We start from the raw sequence: 20,729 nt of genomic DNA on the forward strand, positions 1-20,729 counted from the left end.
CGTTCAGGGCGCCGCCGCCTCCGGGGCCCGCGTCCACGTCTCGACGACGTCGAAGAAGCCGTCGGTCGCGACGGACTCGACGTACGGCGCGATCGCCGCCTGCTGTCGGTCGTAGGCCGAGCGGTCGTTGGACCGCAGGTCGTCGAGCGTCCCGTCGAAGAGGCCGAAGCAGATGACCTCGTCGGGATCCTCGGTGCTGCGAACCATGTGGAAGCGGACGAAGCCGTCGGGGATCCCGTCCTGGACCGTCTTCATGAACGCCGTCCGGAAGTCCTCGAACGTCCCTGTCCGCAGCCTCCGCACGGTGAGAGCGCAGAGCATGTCGCTCCTCCTCGTCGTGGTGTGCTGACGAAGGGGACGGTACGCCCGCCGGCCCGGCGGGTGGGAAACATCCGATGAACGCCGCGTCGCGCGGCTCAGCCGCGCTCGAGCGGGGCCATCGTGAGGCCCGCGTCGTTGAGCTGCGCCCAGTAGTGCTCGGCGAGCTCCTGGTGCCCCGACCAGACGATCGCCTGTCCGGTGTTGTGGATCTTGTCGGCGATCGAGTACCCCTGCTCCAGGGTCGTGCCGGGGATCGTCCGGGAGAGCGTGCGCGCGACGTGGTCGAAGGTGTTGTGGTCGTCGTTGCGGACGATGACGCGCCAGGCGCCTCCGAGACCGCTGTCGGGCCCGCTCGTCCGCGGGAGTTCGATCGTCTGGCTCACGTCACCGCAGGCTAACGCTTCGACCAGTAGCGCGCGAGGCCCGCATGGTTCGTCTCCGGCCGGATCGCCTCCTCGTAGGCGGCGATGACCTCCTCGTCGCCCCCGGCCTTCTCGCGGATGAGCTCACGGAGCCGCTCCGCGAACCCGGCGACGTCGGTGTCGCGCGCGGCCTCGGCGAGTCGCGGCAGGGTGTCGCGGAGGTCGGCGATGTGCTCCTTGACGTCCTCGTGGAGCCCGAAGTGCGTGATCGCGAGCCGATCGGGGCTCCAGCCGTCGACGACGTCCAGCGACTGGAGCCACAGCTCCACGTCGATGTCCGGCGGCGGGGTCGGCGGGAGCGTCGGGCCCTTCCCGATCCGCACGCCCGTGACGTCGCCGGTGAAGGCCGTCCCCGTCTCCTCGTGGAGGTAGGCGACGTGGTGCTTGGCGTGCCCGGGCGTGTACTCGACGCGCCAGCCGTCGATGCGCTCACCGCCGGTGAGGACGCGCACGTTGCTCTCGGGGACCGGGATCACCTCGCCCCACAGCCGGTCGAAGTCGTCCTCGTAGATGCGACGGGCGCTGCTGACGAGCCGCTCGGGATCGATGAGGTGCGGCGCGCCCTTCTCGTGCACCCAGACCTCGACGTCGGGCCACTTCTGGACGAGCCGGCCGGTCGCGCCGGCGTGGTCGAAGTGGATGTGCGTGAGGAGGATCCGCGACGGGGCCGGCACCTCGGCGCCGCGGGCCTCGAGCATCGTCGCGTGCGCGATCTCCGGCCCCGGGTCGACGAGCGCGTCCTCGCCGACGGCGAAGCAGCAGACGGACTTGGGCACGCCCATGTGGACGACGTCGAGCTCGCGGATCTCGGTCATGGGCCGCGAGGCTATCGAGGGCCGCCGGCGCGGCGCGGTGTGGGGGCGGGGGGCGCGCCTCGAACGTCGATCTGCACCCCCAGCGGTTCGAACGTCGATCTGCACCCCGTCTGGAGGGTGCAGATCGACGTTGGACCGCCGCGACGCGCCGGCCGGCCCCGCGGCGCTCACCGGCGCATGTGATCGAGGATGTGCGCTCGCAGCACCTCGGGGCGGTCGAAGACGTCGTCGGTGTGCATGTGCCGGACCCGGAGGCCCGCGCGCCGCCATGCCAGCTCCTTGCGGGCGTCGCCGTCCCGGAGCCGGTGCCACTGGGGGCCGTGCAGCTCGATCACGAGCTCGAGCTCGTCGAAGTACAGGTCCCCCTCGGCCCGCGCCACCGTGTGGTTGAGGCGCGGCAGCGGCAGCTTCCACTCGTCGATCAGCTCCATCGCGAGCGATTCGGCCGGGCTGTTCGCCCGCTCGATCCCGAGGCGGGCGTAGCGCTCCGCGAGCTTCCTGACACGCGACGTCCCGCGACGGCGCGGGTGCTTGTCGCATGCGCGCAGCAGTGAGGCGCAGGTGACGAGCTTCAGCCGGATCGCTTCCCGCGTCGACTTGCGCAGATCCGTCTCACCGAAGTGCCTCGAGCCGGCGAGGTCGAGCAGCGTCCTCTCCGGGGTCGTCGTCGGCAGGCCGTCGCGCAGCTCGATGACGTCGGGCCGCAGGACGGTCGAGCGCGTGACGAGGAGATCGTCGAACTCCTCGGGGCCGCCGTCCCCGGGCCGGGCGATGATCGTCAGGCGCATGTCCCTCGGGGCCGGCCGGAAGTCGGCATGATCGGCGGCGGAGGCGTGACTGAGGACGCTGTCGGGCGTGGTGAGCGTCGCGGCCCGCAGGCGCTGGCGCTTCGTCGGGGCGCTGCTGGTGAGGAGGACGACGCCGTCGAAGATGCGCCGGTACCCCGCGGTCCGGCACTCGATCTGCTTCGTGGACCAGCCGAGGCGCGCGAGCTGCCACACCGCGACGGCGTCGTCCTGGGCGGCGGCGAGCCGCCGGAGGTCGCTGTGCACCATGCCCTCCCTGAGCGCCACCGCCGTCGATCTCTCCCCCTCGAACCGTCGAACGTCGATGTGCACCCCGTGGGAGGGGTGACGATCGACGTTCGACCCCGCGGGGGTGACGATCGACGTTCGAGGCGCGCCGCGAGGTGCGCCCGGGGTGCGCCCCGCGGTGCGCCCCGGGCACCCCCGCAGCGCGCTCGCGCCGCGCCTGCCCCACCCGCCCGTCCGGGGGGACCGGCGCGCCCTAGAATCCGCCCCATGTCCCATCGCCTGCCGCAGCCGGACCGTCCGTGGATGATGCGCACCTACGCGGGCCACTCCACCGCCGAGAAGTCGAACGCGCTGTACCGCTCGAACCTCGCGAAGGGGCAGACCGGCCTCTCCGTCGCGTTCGACCTCCCGACGCAGACGGGCTACGACCCCGACCACGAGCTCGCGAAGGGCGAGGTCGGCAAGGTCGGCGTCCCGGTGGCGCACCGCGGCGACATGGAGGCCCTCATGTCGGGCATCCCGCTCGACGAGATGAACACGTCGATGACGATCAACGCGACGGCCGCGTGGCTGCTCGGCCTCTACATCGTCACCGCGGAGGAGAAGGGCATCGCCCAGGACAAGCTCCAGGGGACGACCCAGAACGACATCATCAAGGAGTTCCTCGCGCGCGGGACCTACGCCTTCCCGCCCGGCCCCTCGATGCGGCTCATCGCCGACATGGTCGCCTACACGGTGACCGAGGTCCCGAAGTGGAACCCGATCAACATCTGCAGCTACCACCTGCAGGAGGCGGGCGCGACGCCCGTCCAGGAGATCGCCTACGCGATGAGCAACGCGATCGCCGTCCTCGACGCCGTCCGCGAGCGCGTCGACGAGGAGCTCATGGGGAAGGTCTTCGGGCGCATCTCGTTCTTCGTCAACGCCGGCGTGCGCTTCGTCGAGGAGCACGCGAAGCTGCGCGCGATGGGCGTCCTCTGGGAGGAGCTGGGCCGCGAGCGCTACGGAGTCACCGACGAGAAGCAGCTGCGCTTCCGCTACGGCGTCCAGGTCAACTCGCTCGGGCTCACCGAGTCTCAGCCCGAGAACAACGTCCAGCGCATCGTCCTCGAGGCGCTCGCCGTCACCATGGGCCGCAACGCCCGCGCCCGCGCCGTCCAGCTCCCGGCCTGGAACGAGGCCCTCGGCCTCCCCCGCCCGTGGGATCAGCAGTGGGCCCTGCGGATCCAGCAGGTCCTCGCCTACGAGACCGACCTCCTCGAGTACCCCGACATCTTCGAGGGCTCGAAGGTGATGGACGAGCTCGTCGCCGAGCTCCTCGAGGGGGCCCGCAAGGAGATGGCGGTCGTCGCCGAGCACGGCGGCGCGGTCGCGGCCGTCGACTACATGAAGAGCGCGCTCGTCGACAGCCACCGCGAGCGCATCCGCCGCATCGAGGCCGGCGATCAGATCGTCGTCGGCATGAACAAGTACGAGGAGACCGAGCCGTCGCCGCTCACCTCCGACGCGGAGGGCGGCATCCTCGTCGTCGACCCGGAGACCGAGGCCCAGCAGCGCGAGGCCGTCGCGCAGTGGCGCGCCCAGCGCGACCAGGGGGCGGTCGACGAGGCCCTCGCCGAGCTCGCCCGCGTCGCCCAGTCCGACGAGAACATCATGCCCGCGACGATCGCCGCCGCCCGCGCCGGCGCGACGACCGGCGAGTGGGCGCACACGCTGCGCGACGCGTTCGGCGAGTTCCGCGCCCCGACCGGCGTCGGCGAGGCGGCCGGCGCGCCCGCGGAGGACCTCGCCCCGCTCCGCGACGAGGTCGACCGCGTCAGCGAGGCGATCGGCCGCCGCATCAAGATCCTCGTCGGCAAGCCCGGTCTCGACGGGCACTCCAACGGCGCCGAGCAGATCGCCGTCCGCGCCCGCGACGTCGGCATGGACGTCGTCTACGAGGGCATCCGCCTCACGCCGTCGCAGATCGCCCAGAGCGCCCTGCAGGAGGGCGTCCACGTCGTCGGCCTCTCCATCCTCTCCGGATCGCACCGGGAGCTCATCCCGGACGTCATCGCCGCCCTGCGCGAGAAGGGCGTCGAGGCGCCGGTCGTCGTCGGCGGGATCATCCCCGAGGCCGACGTCGCGCCGCTCAAAGAGGCGGGCGTCGCCGCGGTGTACACGCCCAAGGACTTCGCGCTCACGGCGATCATGCGCGACATCGTCGGGGTCGTCGCCGACGCGAACGGCGTCGCGGCTCCCGCGTGACGCCCTCGGGCACCGAGCTCGGCGAGCGGCTCCGCGACGGGGACCTCACGGCGGCGCCCGCTGTGCTCAACCTCGTCGAGAACCGCTCGCCCGCCGCGAAGGACGAGATCGACGCGCTCCTGCGCGCCGTCGCCCCCGCGGCGCTCGGCGGCGAGGCCCGCGCGCACGTCGTCGGCGTGACCGGGCCACCGGGCGCCGGCAAGTCCTCGCTCCTCTCCGAGCTCGTCCGCGAGTGGCGCTCGCGCGGCCGGTCCGTCGCGGTCCTCGCCGTCGACCCCTCCTCCAAGCGCTCGGGGGGCTCGCTCCTCGGCGACCGCGCCCGCATCGCCTTCGACCCGTCCGACGAGCAGGTCTTCATCCGCTCGACGGCGGCGGGCGAGCGCCTCGGCGGGCTCGCCCCCGCGACGCGCGCCGCCGCCCACGCCCTTGCCGCCGCCTTCGACGTCGTCGTCATCGAGACCGTCGGGGTCGGGCAGTCCGAGACCGAGGTCGCCGAGGTCGCCGACACCGTCGCCGTCGTCGTCCAGCCAGGCTCCGGCGACGCGCTCCAGTTCCTCAAGGCCGGCATCATGGAGGTCCCCGACGTGCTCGTCGTCACCAAGCTCGACCTCGGCGACGTCGCGACCCGCGCGATGCGGGACCTGCGCTCCGCGCTGCGCGCCATCGGCTCGCGCGACACGGCGGTCGTCGCCGTCTCGTCGGTGAGCCCCGTCCAGGGCATGGACGACCTCGTCGACGCGCTCGACGCCCATCGCGCGAGCCTCGACGTCCCGGAGCGCCGCATCGCCGCGCGCCGCGCGAGCGCGCTCGCGGACTTCGTCGTCGAGCATGGGGAGCGCGGACTGCGCGCCGCCGGCGGCCGGCGCGAGGCGGAGCGCTTCCTCGCCGCCCAGGAGCCCGGGGCCGACGTGCCCGCCCTCATCACGCTCCTCGAGGACCGCGCGGGGGCCGACGCATGAGGCTCGAGGCGCTGCTCCTCCTCCTCGCCGTCGTCGTCGCGACGCTCGTCGCCGAGCTTGCGGGCGCCGTCGACCTCGGCACGGCTCTCACGTTCGGGCAGATCGCGTTCGCCGCGACGCTCGTGGCGATCCTGCTCAAGCGGCCCTGAGCCGCGCGGCGCGATGGCGCCCCGCGGCCTGTCTACGGTCGCGGGGCGCTCGCGCGGACCTGCGGTCGACGTTCCGCGTCGCGGCGTCGAGGACCCATCGGCACCCCTCCCCCCGCTCGGGAGCGCCGTGGACGGATGTCCGCGGCCGTCAGCCGCCGTCGGAGGAGCCGCTCTCGGCCTCCTCCCCCTCACGCTCGCGCGGCGTCGGCGCCGGGGGCTGGGCCTCGGCGAGCGAGCTGATCTTCCACTCGCCCCCCTCGAGGACGAGCTGGAGGCTGTCGCGCGACTCCGGCTGCCCCTTCGCGCCCGTCGTGACGCGGACGAGCGCCTGGCGCTTGTTGATCGTGATGTCCTCGATCTCGAGCGTCGGCTCCTCGACCTCCTCGAGCCCCTGCCGGAAAGCGGCCTCGCACGGCAGGCCGACGGACTCGACGCTCTCGCTCAGCTCCTCGGCGATGAGGTCGTCGCAGATCGCCTGGTAGTCCTTGTCCTCGGTCGCCTGCGCGAAGCTGCGCACGGTCTCGCGAATCGCGTCCTCGTCCGAATCGTCGGCGCACGCAGCGAGCGTCGCGGCGGCGCCGAGAGCGACGATGACGGCAGCACGACGGAGGATCGGGGGGAGACGGCGTGTGTCCAGCACGTGCGGCAGGGTACAGTCGGCGCATGGAGCGAGAGCCGCTGGTCGACGGGCACGGCCGCCGCATCGGCGACGTGCGCGTCTCCGTCACCGACCGCTGCAACTTCCGCTGCCAGTACTGCATGCCCGCCGAGGGCCTGCCCTGGCTCGAGCGCGACGACGTCCTCACCTTCGAGGAGATCACGCGACTCGTGCGGGTCCTCGGGGAGATGGGCGTCCGTGACGTGCGGCTCACCGGCGGCGAGCCTCTCGTGCGGCGGGACTTCCCGCGGCTCGCCGCGATGCTCTCCGCGCTCGAGACCGTCGACGACCTCGCCGTGACGACGAACGGCTTCCTCCTCGAGCGCGACGCCGCCGCGCTCGTCGAGGCCGGCGTGGACCGCTTCAACGTCTCGATCGACTCCCTCCAGCGCGACCGCTTCTTCCAGCTCACGCGCCGCGACGCGCTTCCTCGCGTCCTCGCCGGGCTCGAGGCGCTCGCCGCCTTCCCCGAGGCGCACCCCATCAAGGTGAACGCCGTCGCGCTGCGGGACTTCACCGAGGAGGAGGTCCTCCCCTTCGCGCGCTTCGCCCGCGAGCACGACTACGAGGTGCGGTTCATCGAGTGGATGCCGCTCGACGCCGACCGCACGTGGACGCCGGAGCAGGTCCTCACCGGGGACGAGCTGCGCCAGATGATCGACGCCGTCCATCCGCTCGTCGAGGAGCCGCGCGAGCCGAGCGCGACCGCCCGCGTCTACCGCTTCGCCGACGGCGTCGGGAAGATCGGCTTCATCAACCCGGTGAGCGAGCCCTTCTGCAGCGACTGCAACCGCATCCGCCTCACCGCCGACGGCAAGCTGCGCACCTGCCTCTTCTCGCTGCGCGAGACGGACCTCCGCGCCCCGCTGCGCGACGGCGTCGACGACGACTCCCTCGCGACGCTCATCCGCGAGGCCGTCTGGCGCAAGGAGCTGAAGCACCGCGTGAACGAGCCCGGCTTCGTCCAGCCGGCCCGCTCGATGAGCGCGATCGGCGGCTGAGCCGCCGGCGCTCGTTCATCCTCTCGCAAGGCCCCAGGACGGACACTGGGGCCGATGCTCCTCCTCACCCTCGTCGCGGTCGTCGCGGGCGCCGGCACGGCGCTGAGCCCGTGCGTGCTCCCGGTCCTCCCCGCGCTCCTCGCCGCGGGCGCCACGGGCGGCCGCCGCCGGCCCCTCGGGATCGTCCTCGGGCTCGCCGCGACGTTCACGGTGACGATCGTCGGGCTCGCCGAGCTCGTCGACGGGGTCGGGCTCGGCGACGGTGCGACGAGGACGCTCGCGATCGTCGCCCTGCTCGCCTTCGGGCTCGTCGTGATCGTGCCGCGGGCCACCGACGCGGTCGAGGCGCGGCTCTCCCGGCTCACCCGGCTCGCCCCCCAGGCCCCGACGGGGCGCGAGGGCTTCGGCTCCGGCCTGCTCGTCGGCGGAGCGCTCGGCTTCCTCTACGCCCCGTGCGCCGGGCCGGTGCTCGCCGCGGTCATCGCCGTGAGCGCCGCGAGCGCCTCGACCGTCGCCGTCGCCCTGGGCTACGCCGCGGGATCCGCGGGCGTGCTCCTCGCCGTCATGCTCGGAGGCCGGCGCCTCGCCGGGGCCGCGCACGCGCGCCTGCGCGGCCCCGTCGTGCAGAGGGCGCTCGGCGCGGTGCTCGTCCTCACCGCGGTCTCGATGACCTTCGACCTCGACCTCCGCTTCCAGACCGCGATCGCGGACGGCCTGCCGCAGAGCATCGTGACGCCGACCGCCGGGCTCGAGGAGTCCGGGGCCGTCGAGGCGCGTCTGCAGGACCTGCGCGGCGCGCCGCGCTTCGACTCCGCGGGCGCCCGCGCCTCGGCGGCGACGCGGCCGCTCACGACCCTCCCCGCCGGCCGGGGCCGAGCCGTCGCCGCCGGCCCGCCGTCCGGTCTCCCGCGCCTCGGCCGCGCCCCCGAGCTCGTCGGGACGCAGCGGTGGTTCAACACCCCCGGGGACCGTCCGCTCACGCTCGCCGAGCTGCGCGCGCAGCGACGTGTCGTCCTCATCGACTTCTGGACGTACACCTGCATCAACTGCATCCGGACGTTCCCCGGCCTGCGCGCCCTGCACGCCGCCTACCGCGACGACGGCCTCACGATCATCGGCGTGCACACCCCGGAGTTCGCGTTCGAGAAGGACGCCGGGAACGTCGCCGCCGCGATCGAGCGGTCCGACCTGCGCCATCCGATCGTCCAGGACAACGACTACGCGACGTGGAACGCCTGGGGCAACCGCTTCTGGCCGGCGAAGTACCTCATCGACGCCGATGGACAGGTCCGCTACACGCACTTCGGCGAGGGCGGCGAGCAGGAGACCGAGGCCGCGGTGCGGGCGCTGCTCGCCGAGTCCGGGACGACCGGCATCGACGGCCGCGCCGGCGTCGGCGGCGGCGCGGACCCGTCGCGGCGCGCGACGCCGGAGACCTACCTCGGCGCGGACCGCGCCGAGCGGTTCGTCGGCACGCCGCCGACCGCCGGCACGCGCCGCTACGACCCGGTCGCACCGGGCGACCTGCCCCCGAGCGGATTCACGCTCGGCGGGACGTGGCGGGTCGACGGCGAGCGCAGCACGGCGGTGCGGGAGGCGACCGTCCGCGGACGCGTCTTCGGCAAGGACGTGTACCTCGTCATGAGCACGCCCGACTCCGCGGCCGCCGACGTCCGCGTCCGGCTCGACGGCCGCCCGATCCGGGCCGCACGGGCGGGTGATGACGTCCGCGGCGGCCGGGTCCGCGTCGGCGCGCAGACGATCTACCACCTCGTCTCGGCGCCGCGCCCCGAGGAGCACGACCTCACGCTCTCGCTCGACGAGGGGGTCAGCGCCTACGCGTTCACGTTCGGTTGAGGCCGTCCTCGACGCCCCCGCGGCCGTCGAGGAGCGCCGCCGCGGTGAGGAGCTCGTCGGGCGTGTTCACGTTGAACAGGGGCGTCGGATCGAGGATCGGCACGGTGCGCACCCCGACGCGCTGCACCGCCGCCGTGGCGGGCTCCTCGGGATCGAACGTCGCGAGGCCGGCGAGAGCCTCCGGCCGGTAGAGGGCGCAGAGCGGCTGCAGCCGGCCTTCCGCCTGGGCGGCGACGATCGGCCTCCCCCCGTCGTCGGCGGCGAGGATCGCGCGGATCGTCCCCGCGTCGAGGAGCGGGAGGTCGGTCGCGCACACGAAGACGGCGCGGCCCTGCGCGCAGCGCAGCGCATGGACGACGCCGCTCAGCGGGTGGCGCGGGAGCCGCGGCTCGATCCACAGCGCGGGCTCGACGTCGAGCACCGGCAGCGTCGTGTCCGGCTTCGCGACGACCGCGACATCGGAGAACACCTCTCGCAGGACGTCCACGACGTGCGCGAGGAGCGGACGGCCGCCGAGGGCGACGGCGGCCTTGTCGCCGCCGATCCGGCGGGCGAGGCCCCCGGCGAGCACGACGCCGACGGCGTCCTGTCGGTCGGTCGGGGTCCCACGGGGCACCAGGCGACCCTATCGACGCGCGCGGGCCCCGTGGCCCGGCTCGCGGGGCGGCGCGCCTAGAATCGTGAGGATGGAGTCCGATCCCCGCCCCTGGCTGCGCTGCTACCGCTGCTGGTCGACCGAGCTCGAGGTGCAGATGCACTACGACGGCGTCCACCGCATCGACCCCGAGACGGGTGAGCGCGCGGAGGCCGTCGAGGAGCTGCAGGAGGCCGTCGTGCAGTGCGTCGACTGCATGCACGACCAGCCGCACCTCGCGTTCGCCGCCGGCCGCGTCGAGGCGATCGAGGACCGCTGGGAGCGCATGGTCGCCGGCACCCCGTGGGTCGCCTCGTGCACCGTCACCGTCGAGACCGACGACGTCGAGACGTGCACCGGCCCCGACGCCGCCGATTCGCTCTCCTACGCCGCGTTCGGCGACTACGGGACCCGCGAGTTCTTCACGCACGTCCGCTTCCACAAGCACGAGGACGACAACCGCCTCATCGTCGTCCATCTCCTCGTCGAGCTCTACGCGCGCTCGGCGGAGGAGGCGGGCGACGTCCTCGAGTCGGCGGCACGTGGCCCGCTCGCGATCACCTCGCTCGCCGAGGAGTCCCGTCCTCCGGCCGCGACGGCCGGCGGCAACGACCCCCACTGACGGTCGGCCGGGGCGCCGGCAGCCACCGGCCCCGACGCCCGGCGGACGGGCCCTGCGCCGGCCCCGGGCTCCGGCTCAACCGCCGGCGATGTCGCGCAGCCGGCGGACGACGAGCGAGAGGCCCGGCAGGTCCGTCCCCTCGGAGGCGACGAGCCGCGTCAGCGACGCGAAGCGGCCGACGGCGACGGACCGAGCGGCGAGCAGCTCCTCGACCGCCTCGGCGGGCGGGGAGCCGGGGTGCTCGTCGAGCGCGGCGGCCGCGAGGCCGATCGCGAGGTCCTCGAGCTCGTCGTCGACCGCCTTCGCCGCCCAGCGCTGGGCGCGCCCCGCGAACGCGACGCCGGCGACCGCGCCGTGGAGGGCACCGAGCCAGAGCTTGTCCTGGACCGCGACGAGGGCCTGCGTCGCCGCGGCGACGTCGCGTCCGGTCGCCGTCGCGAGCTCGACGAGGGCGGGGACGTGGACGAGCTCGCGCAGCAGCGCCACGTCGCTGGCGAGCGCCGAGTCGAGGCCGCGATCGTCGAGCGCGGTCGCCCGCTCCTCGTGGCCGCGCGCCCGCTCCTCCCCGAGCACTCCGGCGACGTCGTCGCGGATGACGGAGGAGGCCTCGATCGCGGCCGTCACGGCCGGGCCGATCTCGGCGGAGGGCGCGTGCCGCAGGACCCAGCGGCTCGCCGCCCGCACCGCCCAGTCGACGAGGTCCATCGCCTCCCAGCGCAGGTCGGCGGGGAGGTCCTGCTCCTCGAGCGCCGCCTGGAGATGGTCGGCGGCGAGCCCGTCGCGGGCGATGCGCTCTCCGCGGACGACCGCGGCGGGCGCGACGCCGAGCTCGGCCATGCGGCGCGCGACGAAGGTGGGGCCGCGGTGGTCGACGACGTCGCTCGCCACGCGCGTCGCGATGAGCTCCCGGCGCAGCGGGTGCGCGTCGACCTTCTCGATGCCGACGCGCGCGAGGACGGCGGCGGGGAACGACTCGCGGAGATCCGCGCCGAACGCGGGATCGTCGATGACCGGGTCGTCGAGGAGGGCGTCCGTGACGTGCTGCTTGCTCAGCGCGAGCAGGACGGCGAGCTCGGGACGCACGAGCCCCTGTCCGGCGGCGCGTCGCTCGGCGAGCTCGTCGGAGGACGGGAGACGCTCGAGCCGGCGGTCGAGGAGGCCGGTGCGCTCGAGCTCGAGCATGAGGTCCTCGTAGGCGAGGAGCTCGCGCGCGGACGAGCGCGCCTCCCGCGTGATGATCTGCGCCTGCCGGTAGGAGTTCCCGAGGACGTCCGCCGTCACGTCCTCGGTGACCTCGCGCAGGAGCGCGTTGCGCTCGTCGCGGTCCATCGCGTCGTCGGGGTCCTTCTCCGCGAGCCCGAGGAGGATCTTGAGGTTCACCTCGTGATCGGAGCAGTCGACGCCGGCGGAGTTGTCGATGAAGTCGGCGTTGATGAGGATGCCGTGCTGGGCGGCCTCGACCCGCCCGCGCTGCGTGAATCCGAGGTTGCCGCCCTCGCCGACGACGCGACAGCGCAGGTCGGCGGCATCGACGCGGATCCCGTCCGACGAGCGGTCCTGCGCGTCGGCGTCGGACTCCTCGCGCGCCTTCACGACCGTGCCGATCCCGCCGTTGAACAGGAGATCGACCGGAGCGCGGAGAACGGCGCGGATGAGCTCGTGCGGCGTCACCTCGCGCAGGTCGATGGCGAGCGCCTCCCGGATCTCGTCGGTGAGCTCGATGCGCTTCGCCGTGCGCGGGAAGACGCCTCCGCCCTCGCTGATGAGCGAGCGGTCGTAGTCGTCCCACGAGGTCGGCGAGCCGGCGAGCCCGAGCTCGAAGAGCCGGCGGCGCTCCTCGAAGCTCGCCTCGGGGTCGCTCGGGTCGGGGTCGATGAAGATGTGCCGGTGGTCGTAGGCGGCGACGAGCCGCAGCGTCCGCGACCGGAGCATCCCGTTGCCGAAGACGTCTCCGCCCATGTCGCCGATCCCGACCGCCGTGACCGGCTCCGCCTCCGGGTCGATCCCGAGCTCGGAGAAGTGGCGCCGCACCGACTCCCACGTCCCGCGGGCGGTGATCCCGAGCGCCTTGTGGTCGTAGCCGGCGGACCCGCCGCTGGCGAACGCGTCGCCGAGCCAGAAGCCGCGCTCCTCCGCGATCGAGTTGGCGAGGTCCGAGAACGTCGCCGTCCCCTTGTCCGCCGCCACGACGAGATACGGATCGTCGTCGTCGTAGCGACGCACGCCCGAGGGCGGCACGACCGCGTCGCCGTCGCGGTCGTCGGTGAGGTCGAGGAGAGCGCGGATGAACGCCTCGTAGCCGGCGCGCACCGCGGCGCGGAGCGCGTCGCGCTCGCCCGGCGGGTGGCGGAGGTAGAACCCGCCCTTCGCCCCGGTCGGGACGATGACCGCGTTCTTCACCATCTGCGCGCGCATGAGGCCCCACACCTCGGTGCGGTAGTCCTGGCGGTCGGACCAGCGCAGTCCGCCTCGGGCGATGCGCCCGCCGCGGATGTGGATGCCCTCGACGTCCTCCCCGCTCACGTAGATCTCGACGAACGGCGCGGGCTGCGGGAGCGCGGGGACGCGCGCGCTCTGCAGCTTGAACGCGAGAGCGCCGCGGCCGGGACGGTAGGCGTTCGTCCGCAGCGTCGCGTCGATGACCGCGAGCTGGTTGCGCATGACGCGGTCGTCGTCGAGCGACACGACCGCGTCGAGGCGCGCCGCGATGTCCTCGCGCAGCGTCGCCTCCGCCGCCTCGTCGATCGGCCGCGACGGGTCGAACCGCATCTCGAAGAGCTCGACGAGGCGCTCGGTGAGGTCGGCGTTGCGCGCGATGACCTCGTTCTGGTGGTCCTCGGTGTAGCGCGACCCGATCCGCTGCCGGTAGCGGCGGTAGGCCCGCAGCGGCTCGAGGCGGTCGTGGGAGAGCTCGGTGAGCACGACGAGCCGGTGGAGCGCGTCGCTCTCGGTCTCTCCGCGGAGCACCGCGGCGACCGTCGTGCCGACGCGGTCGCCGCACCTGTCGAGGTCGAGAGGCCGGTCGTCGGGCCCGAGGACGCCGAAGTCCTGCAGCCACGTCTCGTCCCCGCCGACGAGGAGCGTGGGGCGCTCCTCGACGACGCGCAGGCCGAGGTCCTCGAGGACGGGCATGATCGCGGAGAGCTCGGCCTTCGGGCCGACCCGGACGACCGTGATGCGCGTGAGGGCCTCGCCGTCCGGCCTCTCCTCGGTGCGCAGGTGGACGGCGAGCCGCTGCGACCGGCGCCGCAGCTCCTCGAGCGCGGTGACGTCTGCGACGGCGGCCGCAGGGTCGATGCGGACCGCGTACGAGGAGGGCAGCCGCGCCGTCCAGCGAGCGTGCAGAAGCCGCCCGCGCTCCTCGCCGTGCGCGGCGACGAGCGCATCGCGCATCCGGTCCTCCCAGGTCCGCGCGAGCGCCTCGACCTCCGTCTCGAGCGCCCGCTCGTCGAGCGTCGCGAGACCCTCGTCGGAGTGCACGAAGACGTGGAGACGGACGTGGTCGTTCTCGCCCACCACCTCGTCGATCGAGATGTGCTGCGCGCGCGAGCGGCGCCGCACGAGGTCCCGGATCTCGTCCCGGACGCCCGCGTCGTAGGAGCCGCGGGGCACGGCGATGAGCAGGGAGGCGCGCCGCTCGTCCTCCTCGCGGCGGACGAGGACGCGCACGGTCGACGGCGCGAGCGTGAGCATCGCGACGACGAGCCTCCTGAGGTCCGTCTCGAGCGTCGAGAAGAGGACGTCCTTCGGGAAGGACTCGAAGAGGGCGACGGCGGCCTTCCAGTCGTGCGAGCCGGTGACGAGGTCCTCGTCGGCGAGCATCCGCTCGAGCTTGCGACGCAGGAGGGGGACGCGGGAGGCGGGCTCGCCGTGGGCGCGGCTCGTGAAGAGGCCGACGAGCACGTCCTCGCCTCCGGACGGGCGGGCGACGCGGATCTCCTCGACGCGCGTCCGGCGGTGGACGCGGGAGCGGGCGCCGCTCTTGCGGACGAGGAGCGGCCCCTCGTCCGCGCCGATCGGGGGCCCGATCTCCTCGGCCCCGACGCCGGCGGGGCAGTCGGCGCCGAGGAGGCCGAGCGTCGTCCCGTCCGCGGCGGCGTGGCCGAGGAGGACGAAGTGCTCGTCGGCGATCCAGCGCAGGAACTCGGCCGCCTCGGACTCGTCCTCCCCGCTCGCCGCGAGCTCGTCGGCGGTGCGCAGGACCGCCTCGCGCATCGCGGCGTGGTCGGCGACGACGCGCCGCACCCCGGCGAGGACGTCTCCGACCCCGTCCTCGAGCGCGGCGAGCTGCTCCGGCGTGAGCCGGCGGTCGAGGGCGATGTGGATGACCGACTCGCGCGGGAGGCCGCCGGACGGATCTCCGGTCTCGACGATCCGTCCCCCGCCGTCGCGCCGGACGCCGACGATCGGGTGGCTGAGCGCCTCGACCGCGGCGCCGCTCGCCTCGGCCTCCGCGACGACGGAGTCGACGAGGAACGGCAGGTCCTCGGTGTTCGTCTCGACGACGCTCCCGCCGGTCTCGTAGCCGTCGTCACGGAGCGTCGGCGTGCTCGCCCGCACGGCGCTCGGCGCCGACCCGCGATCGTCCGCGAGGCGGAAGACGTGGATGACCTCGGCCGCGACCGCGTCGGGCTCCTCGTCCGCGGGAGCGGCCCGGCGGCGGAGGTAGCGCTCGGCGAACGGGAGGACGACGTCGCGGTCGACGCCGCTCTTCTCGGCGCTCGCGACGACCGCGGACGTGAGCGACTCGTCCATGCGCGCGAGCCTACCCGGAGTCGGGGAGGCGAATCGCGCGGGCCGGCCGGTGACCGGCCCGCGACGAGCCGATCAGCCGAGGCGCGCCTTGAGCGCGTCGAGCTGCGCGCGCATCTCGGACGGGAGGTGGTCCCCGAACTTCGCGAGGAACTCCTCGACCTGCGGCAGCTCCTCCTTCACCTGCTCGGCGTCCACCGCGAGGATCTCCTCGAGGTCCTCGGCGTTCATGTCGAGGCCGTCGAGGTTGAGGTCGGTCGCCTTCGGGACGAGGCCGAGCGGCGTCTCGACCGCCTCGGCCTCGCCGTCGCAGCGGCGGAAGATCCACTCGAGGACGCGGGCGTTCTCGCCGAAGCCCGGCCAGATGAACTTGCCGTCCTCGTCCTTGCGGAACCAGTTGACGTAGAAGATGCGCGGCAGCTTCTCGGGGTCGGCCTGCTTGCCGAGCTTCAGCCAGTGGGCCATGTAGTCGCCCACGTTGTAGCCCGCGAACGGCAGCTGCGCGAACGGGTCGAAGCGGAGCTGGCCGACGGTGCCGAAGGCCGCCGCCGTCATCTCCGAGCTCATCGTCGCCCCGAGGAACGTGCCGTGCTCCCAGTCGAAGGCCTCGCGGACGAGCGGGACGACGCTCGCGCGGCGGCCGCCGAAGAGGAACGCGTCGATCGGCACGCCGGCGGGGTCCTCCCACTCCGGCGCGATCGAGGGGCACTGCGCCGCGCTGACGGTGAAGCGCGCGTTCGGGTGGGCGGCCGGGCTCTCGGAGTCCGGCGTCCAGTCGTTGCCGTGCCAGTCGACGAGGTGGGCCGGCGGCTCCTTCGTCATGCCCTCCCACCACACGTCGCCGTCGTCGGTGAGCGCGCAGTTCGAGAAGATCGTGTCGCGCTCGACGGTGGCCATCGCGTTCGGGTTCGTCTTCGTGCTCGTGCCCGGCGCGACGCCGAAGAAGCCGGCCTCCGGGTTGATCGCGTGGAGGCGGCCGTCGTCGCCGAACTTCATCCAGGCGATGTCGTCGCCGATCGTCTCGACCTTCCAGCCGGGGAGCGACGGGACGAGCATCGCGAGGTTCGTCTTGCCGCACGCGCTCGGGAAGGCGCCCGTGACGAACTTCACCTTCCCCTCGGGGGAGGTGATCTTGAGGATGAGCATGTGCTCGGCCATCCAGCCCTCGTCGCGCGCCATGACCGAGGCGATGCGGAGGGCGAGGCACTTCTTGCCGAGGAGCGCGTTGCCGCCGTAGCCCGAGCCGTAGGACCAGATCTCGCGGGTCTCGGGGTAGTGGACGATGTACTTCGTGTCGGCGTTCGTCGGCCAGGTGACGTCCTCCTCGCCCGGCTCGAGCGGCGCGCCGATCGAGTGGATGCAGGGCACGAACTCGCCGTCCTCGCCGAGGACGTCGAGGGCCTTCTGGCCCATGCGGGTCATGATCCGCATCGACACGACGACGTAGGGCGAGTCGGTGAGCTGGACGCCGATCTGGGACTTGTCCGAGCCGACGGGGCCCATCGAGAACGGCACGACGTACATCGTGCGGCCGCGCATCGCGCCCTCGAAGATGCGGTTCATCTCCTCGCGCATCTCGGCGGGGTCGCGCCAGTTGTTCGTCGGCCCGGCCTCCTCCTCGGTCGCCGCGCAGATGTACGTGCGGTCCTCGACACGGGCGACGTCGGACGGGTCGGTCCAGGCGAGGTAGCTGTTCGGGCGCTTCGCGTCGGAGAGGCGACGGAACGTGCCGGCGTCGACGAGCTGCTGGCAGAGGCGGTCGTACTCCTCCGCGGATCCGTCGCACCAGTGGACGGCGTCCGGCTGGACGAGGGCGGCTACCTCATCGACCCAGGTCTCGAGCTTCTGGTTCTTCGTCGGCACCGTCATCTCGCTCACGTCTGCGCTCCTGCTTCGCTGATGGCCTCGCGGGCGGATCCGAACCGGCGCCCGGGATTCGGCGAAGGGTAGTGATTCGACCCGGCGAGCGACGGGTGACGCGGCGCCGGGATGTCGTCCAGGATGGCGCCGCTCCGGCTGCGCGCGGCTGTCACCCTTCGCTCGATGTCCGTCGCCGACGGCGAGATCCCGGCGGCGCCTCCGACCCCGCCGGCGGCGCCCCCTCGCACCCAGGCCCCTCCCGGCCGCGGGCTCCCGCTCATCGTGTTCTTCGGGGGCGTCGCGAGCCTCGGCACCGAGATCGCCGCCGCCCGGCTCATGGCCCCGTACTTCGGAGCGTCCACGATCATCTGGGCGAACACGATCGGGATCGTCCTCGTCGCGCTGTCCGTCGGCTACTGGTACGGCGGGAGGCTCGCCGACCGGCATCCCAGCGAGCGCGCTCTGCGCCTCGCCGTCCTGCTCGCCGCGGGCCTCGTCGCGCTCGTGCCGCTCGTCTCCGGGCCCTTCCTCGACCTCGCGGTCGAGGCCTTCGACGAGATCGACGCGGGGGCCTTCGTCGGCTCGTTCGTCGGGATCCTCGTCCTCATCGCCGCGCCGGTCTTCGTCCTCGGCACGATCACGCCGTGGGCCCTGCGCCTCTCGATCACCGACCTCGCGCGCTCCGGGGAAGTCGCCGGGCGGCTCTACGCGCTGTCGACCGTCGGGTCGCTCACGGGGGTCTTCCTCGCCGCCCTCGTCCTCATCCCGCTCGTCGGCACGCAGCGGTCGTTCCTCCTCTTCGCGCTCGCGCTGGGCGCCGTCGCCGGCATCGGCGCGGGGATGCCGCGCTGGGCGCCGGCCGTGCCCGCCGTCCTCGCCGGCCTCCTCCTCCTGCCGCCCGGGGCGACGAAGCCGGCCGATGCCGCGGGCGCGCGGGTGCTCGAGGAGCGCGACTCCTCGTACCAGTACATGAGGGTCGTCGAGATGGGCGACCGCCGCACGCTCGAGCTCAACGAGGGCCAGGCGGTCCACTCGGTCTACGAGCCGGACACGGTGCTCACGGACGGGGTGTGGGACGGCTACCTCACCGTGCCGCTCACGGCCCTCGACGCGCCGCCGCGGCGGATGGCGATGCTCGGCAACGCCGCGGGGACCGTGTCACGCGCGTACGGCCGCTACTTCCCCCGCACGGAGATCGACGGGGTCGAGATCGACGGCGACGTCACCGAGCTGGGGCGGAAGTGGTTCGAGCTCGACGCGAACCCGCGGCTGCGGACGCACACCGAGGACGCCCGGCCGTTCCTGCGCCGCAGCGAGGGCGACTACGACCTCATCGGCGTCGACGCCTACCGCCAGCCCTACATCCCCTTCTACCTCGCGACGGTCGAGTTCTTCGAGCTCGCCCGTGACCGGCTGGCGCCCGGCGGCGCCGTCGTCGTCAACGTCGGGCACCCGCCGGACCAGGACGACCTCGAGCGGACGCTCACCCGCACGATGCGGGAGGTCTTCCCGCACGTGCGACGGGTGCCGGTCGAGGCGGAGAACACGCTCCTCGTCGCGTCGATGACGCGGGCGCCGAGCGCGCGCAGGCTGCTCGAGGCGCGGGTCCACCCCGACCTCGAGGGGCTGCGGCTGCGGACCGCCGACCTCGTCGGGGCGCCGCTGGAGGGCGGCAGCGTCTACACCGACGACCGCGCGCCGGTCGAGTGGCTCATCGACACGTCGATCGTCGAGTACGCGACCGGGGACGACGCGGTCCCGCTCGAGGACGACGGGCGCTGAGGCGCGGGGCGCCGGTGGGCGGACGCCCGCGTGGGGCGTCCGCCGGGGCCGCTCAGGCCGCGGGGGCCTCGCCCGGGGTCTTCCTCGGGACGAGGACGAGGCGCTTGAACTCGGCGACGAGGACGCCGTCCTGGTTGCGGACGCGGGTGTGGACCTTCACGACGCCGCGGTCGGGCTTCGAGCGCGACTCCTTCTTCTCGAGCACCTCGGTCTCGCAGAAGAGCGTGTCGCCGTGGAAGACGGGGTTCGGGTGCGAGAGCTCCTCGGTCGCGAGGTTCGCGATCGCCTTGCCGGAGATGTCGGAGACCGTCATGCCGAGGGCGAGCGAGTACACGTAGGGCCCCACGACGACGTTGCGGCCCTGCTGGGACTGCTTCGCGTAGACGTCGTTGATGTGGAGCGGATGGTGGTTCATCGTGATGAGGCAGAAGAGGTGGTCGTCCGCCTCCGTCACCGTCTTCGCAGGCCAGTGCTGGTAGGTCGCGCCCTCCTCGAACTCCTCGAAGTAGCGGCCGTAGCTGTGCGCCCCGGTCGCCTCGCGCGTCGCCTGGTCGGTGCTGAAGTTCTCGCTCATAGGAACGGGGATGGTGCCGCATCGACCGGGCCGGTGCCGTCCCGGCGCGGGCGATAGCGTTCCGCGCCTATGCGCAGCCCCCGCGACTTCCTCAAGCCTCTCTGCGTCGGCGCCCCGGATCCGGTCACGGAGATCCCGTTCCCGCCGTCGCGGATGATCCACTTCTTCGACGCGAGCAACGAGAAGATGCTCACGAAGCTGCCGGACATCGCCGCGAAGGCGGACATCGTCCTCGGCAACCTCGAGGACGCCGTCCCGGTCGACCGCAAGGAGGCGGCCCGCGCCGGCCTCGTGAAGGCCGGCAAGGAGGTCGACATCGGCAAGGCTCAGCTGTGGACGCGCGTCAACGCGCTCGACAGCCCGTGGTGCCTCGACGACCTCACGACGCTCGTCACCGAGATCGGCGACCGCCTCGACGTCATCATGGTCCCGAAGGTCGAGGGCCCGTGGGACATCCACTACGTCGACCGGCTCCTCGCGCAGCTGGAGGCGAAGGCCGGCCTGCAGAAGCCGCTCCTCGTCCACGCGATCCTGGAGACGGCGCAGAGCGTCGCCCACGTCGACGAGATCGCCGCGGCGTCCCCGCGCATGCAGGGCATGAGCTTCGGGCCCGCCGACCTCGCCGCGTCGCGGCGCATGAAGACGACCCGCGTCGGCGGCGGCCACCCGGGCTACGTGTCGATGTCCGACCCCGAGCTGAACGAGGACGGCTCGATCGTCGAGGGCCAGACCCGCATCACCGCCCAGCAGGACCCGTGGCACTACTCGATCGCCCGCATGGTCGACGCCTGCACGACGAACGGCTGCCTCCCCTTCTACGGCCCGTTCGGCGACATCAAGGACGTCGCCGCCTGCGAGGCGCAGTTCCGCGCCGCCTTCCTGCTCGGCTGCGTCGGCGCCTGGTCGCTGCACCCGGTCCAGATCGACATCGCCAAGAAGGTGTTCAGCCCGCCGGTCGACGAGGTCAAGTTCGCCAAGAAGGTGCTGGAGGCGATCCCCGACGGCCGCGGCGTCCACATGATCGACGGCAAGATGCAGGACG

At 73.3% G+C, this 20,729-nt stretch carries 17 protein-coding genes; 8 read left to right on the forward strand and 9 right to left on the reverse strand.

What is annotated here, in order from left to right; all coding sequences use genetic code 11:
- Positions 1 to 3 precede the first annotated feature (3 nt).
- The 4 genes from ACME2J_RS14125 to ACME2J_RS14140 form a co-directional block, all read right to left on the reverse strand.
- Entirely contained in the window at positions 4 to 321 is a 318-nt protein-coding gene (locus ACME2J_RS14125) for a hypothetical protein (protein ID WP_495545567.1), read from the reverse strand.
- A gap of 95 nt (positions 322 to 416) precedes the next feature.
- The gene (locus tag ACME2J_RS14130; protein WP_495545568.1) at positions 417 to 704 is read right to left on the reverse strand and encodes an ATP-dependent Clp protease adaptor ClpS; all 288 of its coding nucleotides are present in this window, start codon (positions 702 to 704) and stop codon (positions 417 to 419) included.
- 11 nt (positions 705 to 715) lie between these two features.
- Positions 716 to 1,558: an MBL fold metallo-hydrolase gene (locus ACME2J_RS14135; protein WP_495545569.1), complete on the reverse strand. Its 843-nt coding sequence runs from the start codon at positions 1,556 to 1,558 to the stop codon at positions 716 to 718.
- A 167-nt stretch (positions 1,559 to 1,725) separates the two neighbouring features.
- A complete protein-coding gene (locus ACME2J_RS14140) occupies positions 1,726 to 2,631 on the reverse strand; it encodes a hypothetical protein (protein ID WP_495545570.1) in 906 nt (301 codons plus the stop codon).
- A 228-nt stretch (positions 2,632 to 2,859) separates the two neighbouring features.
- Between ACME2J_RS14140 and ACME2J_RS14145 the strand changes: the two genes are divergently transcribed.
- Genes ACME2J_RS14145 through ACME2J_RS14155 form a run of 3 tightly spaced genes read left to right on the forward strand, consistent with a single transcriptional unit; the run spans position 2,860 to position 5,947 of the window.
- A complete protein-coding gene (locus tag ACME2J_RS14145) occupies positions 2,860 to 4,839 on the forward strand; it encodes a methylmalonyl-CoA mutase family protein (protein WP_495545571.1) in 1,980 nt (659 codons plus the stop codon).
- Positions 4,836 to 5,798 carry an ArgK/MeaB family GTPase gene (locus ACME2J_RS14150; protein ID WP_495545572.1) on the forward strand — a complete coding sequence of 321 codons (963 nt, stop codon included), beginning with the start codon at positions 4,836 to 4,838 and terminating at the stop codon, positions 5,796 to 5,798. Before ACME2J_RS14145 ends, ACME2J_RS14150 begins: the two co-directional genes overlap by 4 nt.
- A complete protein-coding gene (locus ACME2J_RS14155; RefSeq protein WP_495545573.1) occupies positions 5,795 to 5,947 on the forward strand; it encodes a hypothetical protein in 153 nt (50 codons plus the stop codon). The genes ACME2J_RS14150 and ACME2J_RS14155 overlap by 4 nt, the downstream gene beginning before the upstream one ends.
- A gap of 148 nt (positions 5,948 to 6,095) precedes the next feature.
- On the opposite strand, the gene ACME2J_RS14160 is transcribed toward ACME2J_RS14155, so the two are convergent.
- Entirely contained in the window at positions 6,096 to 6,587 is a 492-nt protein-coding gene (locus ACME2J_RS14160; protein WP_495545574.1) for an Rv0361 family membrane protein, read from the reverse strand.
- Between the two features lie 23 nt (positions 6,588 to 6,610).
- Here ACME2J_RS14160 and moaA point away from each other — a divergent pair, with 23 nt between their 5' ends.
- Together moaA and ACME2J_RS14170 are read left to right on the forward strand one after the other, a co-directional pair.
- Positions 6,611 to 7,606: a GTP 3',8-cyclase MoaA gene (gene moaA / locus ACME2J_RS14165; RefSeq protein WP_495545575.1), complete on the forward strand. Its 996-nt coding sequence runs from the start codon at positions 6,611 to 6,613 to the stop codon at positions 7,604 to 7,606.
- 54 nt (positions 7,607 to 7,660) lie between these two features.
- On the forward strand, positions 7,661 to 9,463 hold the full coding sequence (locus ACME2J_RS14170; RefSeq protein ID WP_495545576.1) for a cytochrome c biogenesis protein DipZ: 1,803 nt from the start codon (positions 7,661 to 7,663) through the stop codon (positions 9,461 to 9,463).
- Here the strand turns inward: ACME2J_RS14170 and mobA are convergent.
- On the reverse strand, positions 9,450 to 10,079 hold the full coding sequence (gene mobA, locus ACME2J_RS14175) for a molybdenum cofactor guanylyltransferase (protein ID WP_495545577.1): 630 nt from the start codon (positions 10,077 to 10,079) through the stop codon (positions 9,450 to 9,452). The genes ACME2J_RS14170 and mobA overlap by 14 nt on opposite strands.
- Positions 10,080 to 10,149: 70 nt before the next feature.
- Here mobA and ACME2J_RS14180 point away from each other — a divergent pair, with 70 nt between their 5' ends.
- Entirely contained in the window at positions 10,150 to 10,719 is a 570-nt protein-coding gene (locus tag ACME2J_RS14180) for a hypothetical protein (protein WP_495545578.1), read from the forward strand.
- A gap of 75 nt (positions 10,720 to 10,794) precedes the next feature.
- Here ACME2J_RS14180 and ACME2J_RS14185 read toward each other — a convergent pair whose 3' ends face one another.
- Positions 10,795 to 15,474: an NAD-glutamate dehydrogenase domain-containing protein gene (locus ACME2J_RS14185; RefSeq protein ID WP_495545579.1), complete on the reverse strand. Its 4,680-nt coding sequence runs from the start codon at positions 15,472 to 15,474 to the stop codon at positions 10,795 to 10,797.
- 72 nt (positions 15,475 to 15,546) lie between these two features.
- Positions 15,547 to 17,340 (reverse strand): phosphoenolpyruvate carboxykinase (GTP), encoded by a 1,794-nt coding sequence (locus tag ACME2J_RS14190; RefSeq protein ID WP_495545584.1) that lies wholly within the window; start codon positions 17,338 to 17,340, stop codon positions 15,547 to 15,549.
- A gap of 174 nt (positions 17,341 to 17,514) precedes the next feature.
- Here ACME2J_RS14190 and ACME2J_RS14195 point away from each other — a divergent pair, with 174 nt between their 5' ends.
- Positions 17,515 to 19,113: a spermidine synthase gene (locus ACME2J_RS14195; RefSeq protein WP_495545580.1), complete on the forward strand. Its 1,599-nt coding sequence runs from the start codon at positions 17,515 to 17,517 to the stop codon at positions 19,111 to 19,113.
- Positions 19,114 to 19,165: 52 nt separating this feature from the next.
- Here the strand turns inward: ACME2J_RS14195 and ACME2J_RS14200 are convergent, their stop codons facing one another.
- On the reverse strand, positions 19,166 to 19,687 hold the full coding sequence (locus tag ACME2J_RS14200; protein WP_495545581.1) for a MaoC family dehydratase: 522 nt from the start codon (positions 19,685 to 19,687) through the stop codon (positions 19,166 to 19,168).
- Positions 19,688 to 19,756: 69 nt separating this feature from the next.
- Between ACME2J_RS14200 and ACME2J_RS14205 the strand changes: the two genes are divergently transcribed.
- On the forward strand, positions 19,757 to 20,729 hold a 973-nt coding region (locus ACME2J_RS14205; protein ID WP_495545582.1), incomplete at its 3' end, for an HpcH/HpaI aldolase/citrate lyase family protein.

The organism is Paraconexibacter sp. (assembly GCF_059438195.1).

Excerpts from the sequence above, each read along its gene's own strand:
- ACME2J_RS14125 (WP_495545567.1), bottom strand. The coding sequence starts at position 321 with ATGCTCTGCGCTCTCACCGTGCGGAGGCTGCGGACAGGGACGTTCGAG.
- ACME2J_RS14135 (WP_495545569.1), bottom strand. The coding sequence starts at position 1,558 with ATGACCGAGATCCGCGAGCTCGACGTCGTCCACATGGGCGTGCCCAAG.
- ACME2J_RS14145 (WP_495545571.1), top strand. The coding sequence starts at position 2,860 with ATGTCCCATCGCCTGCCGCAGCCGGACCGTCCGTGGATGATGCGCACC.
- ACME2J_RS14155 (WP_495545573.1), top strand. The coding sequence starts at position 5,795 with ATGAGGCTCGAGGCGCTGCTCCTCCTCCTCGCCGTCGTCGTCGCGACG.
- moaA (WP_495545575.1), top strand. The coding sequence starts at position 6,611 with ATGGAGCGAGAGCCGCTGGTCGACGGGCACGGCCGCCGCATCGGCGAC.
- ACME2J_RS14170 (WP_495545576.1), top strand. The coding sequence starts at position 7,661 with ATGCTCCTCCTCACCCTCGTCGCGGTCGTCGCGGGCGCCGGCACGGCG.
- ACME2J_RS14180 (WP_495545578.1), top strand. The coding sequence starts at position 10,150 with ATGGAGTCCGATCCCCGCCCCTGGCTGCGCTGCTACCGCTGCTGGTCG.
- ACME2J_RS14185 (WP_495545579.1), bottom strand. The coding sequence starts at position 15,474 with ATGGACGAGTCGCTCACGTCCGCGGTCGTCGCGAGCGCCGAGAAGAGC.
- ACME2J_RS14190 (WP_495545584.1), bottom strand. The coding sequence starts at position 17,340 with ATGACGGTGCCGACGAAGAACCAGAAGCTCGAGACCTGGGTCGATGAG.
- ACME2J_RS14195 (WP_495545580.1), top strand. The coding sequence starts at position 17,515 with ATGTCCGTCGCCGACGGCGAGATCCCGGCGGCGCCTCCGACCCCGCCG.
- ACME2J_RS14200 (WP_495545581.1), bottom strand. The coding sequence starts at position 19,687 with ATGAGCGAGAACTTCAGCACCGACCAGGCGACGCGCGAGGCGACCGGG.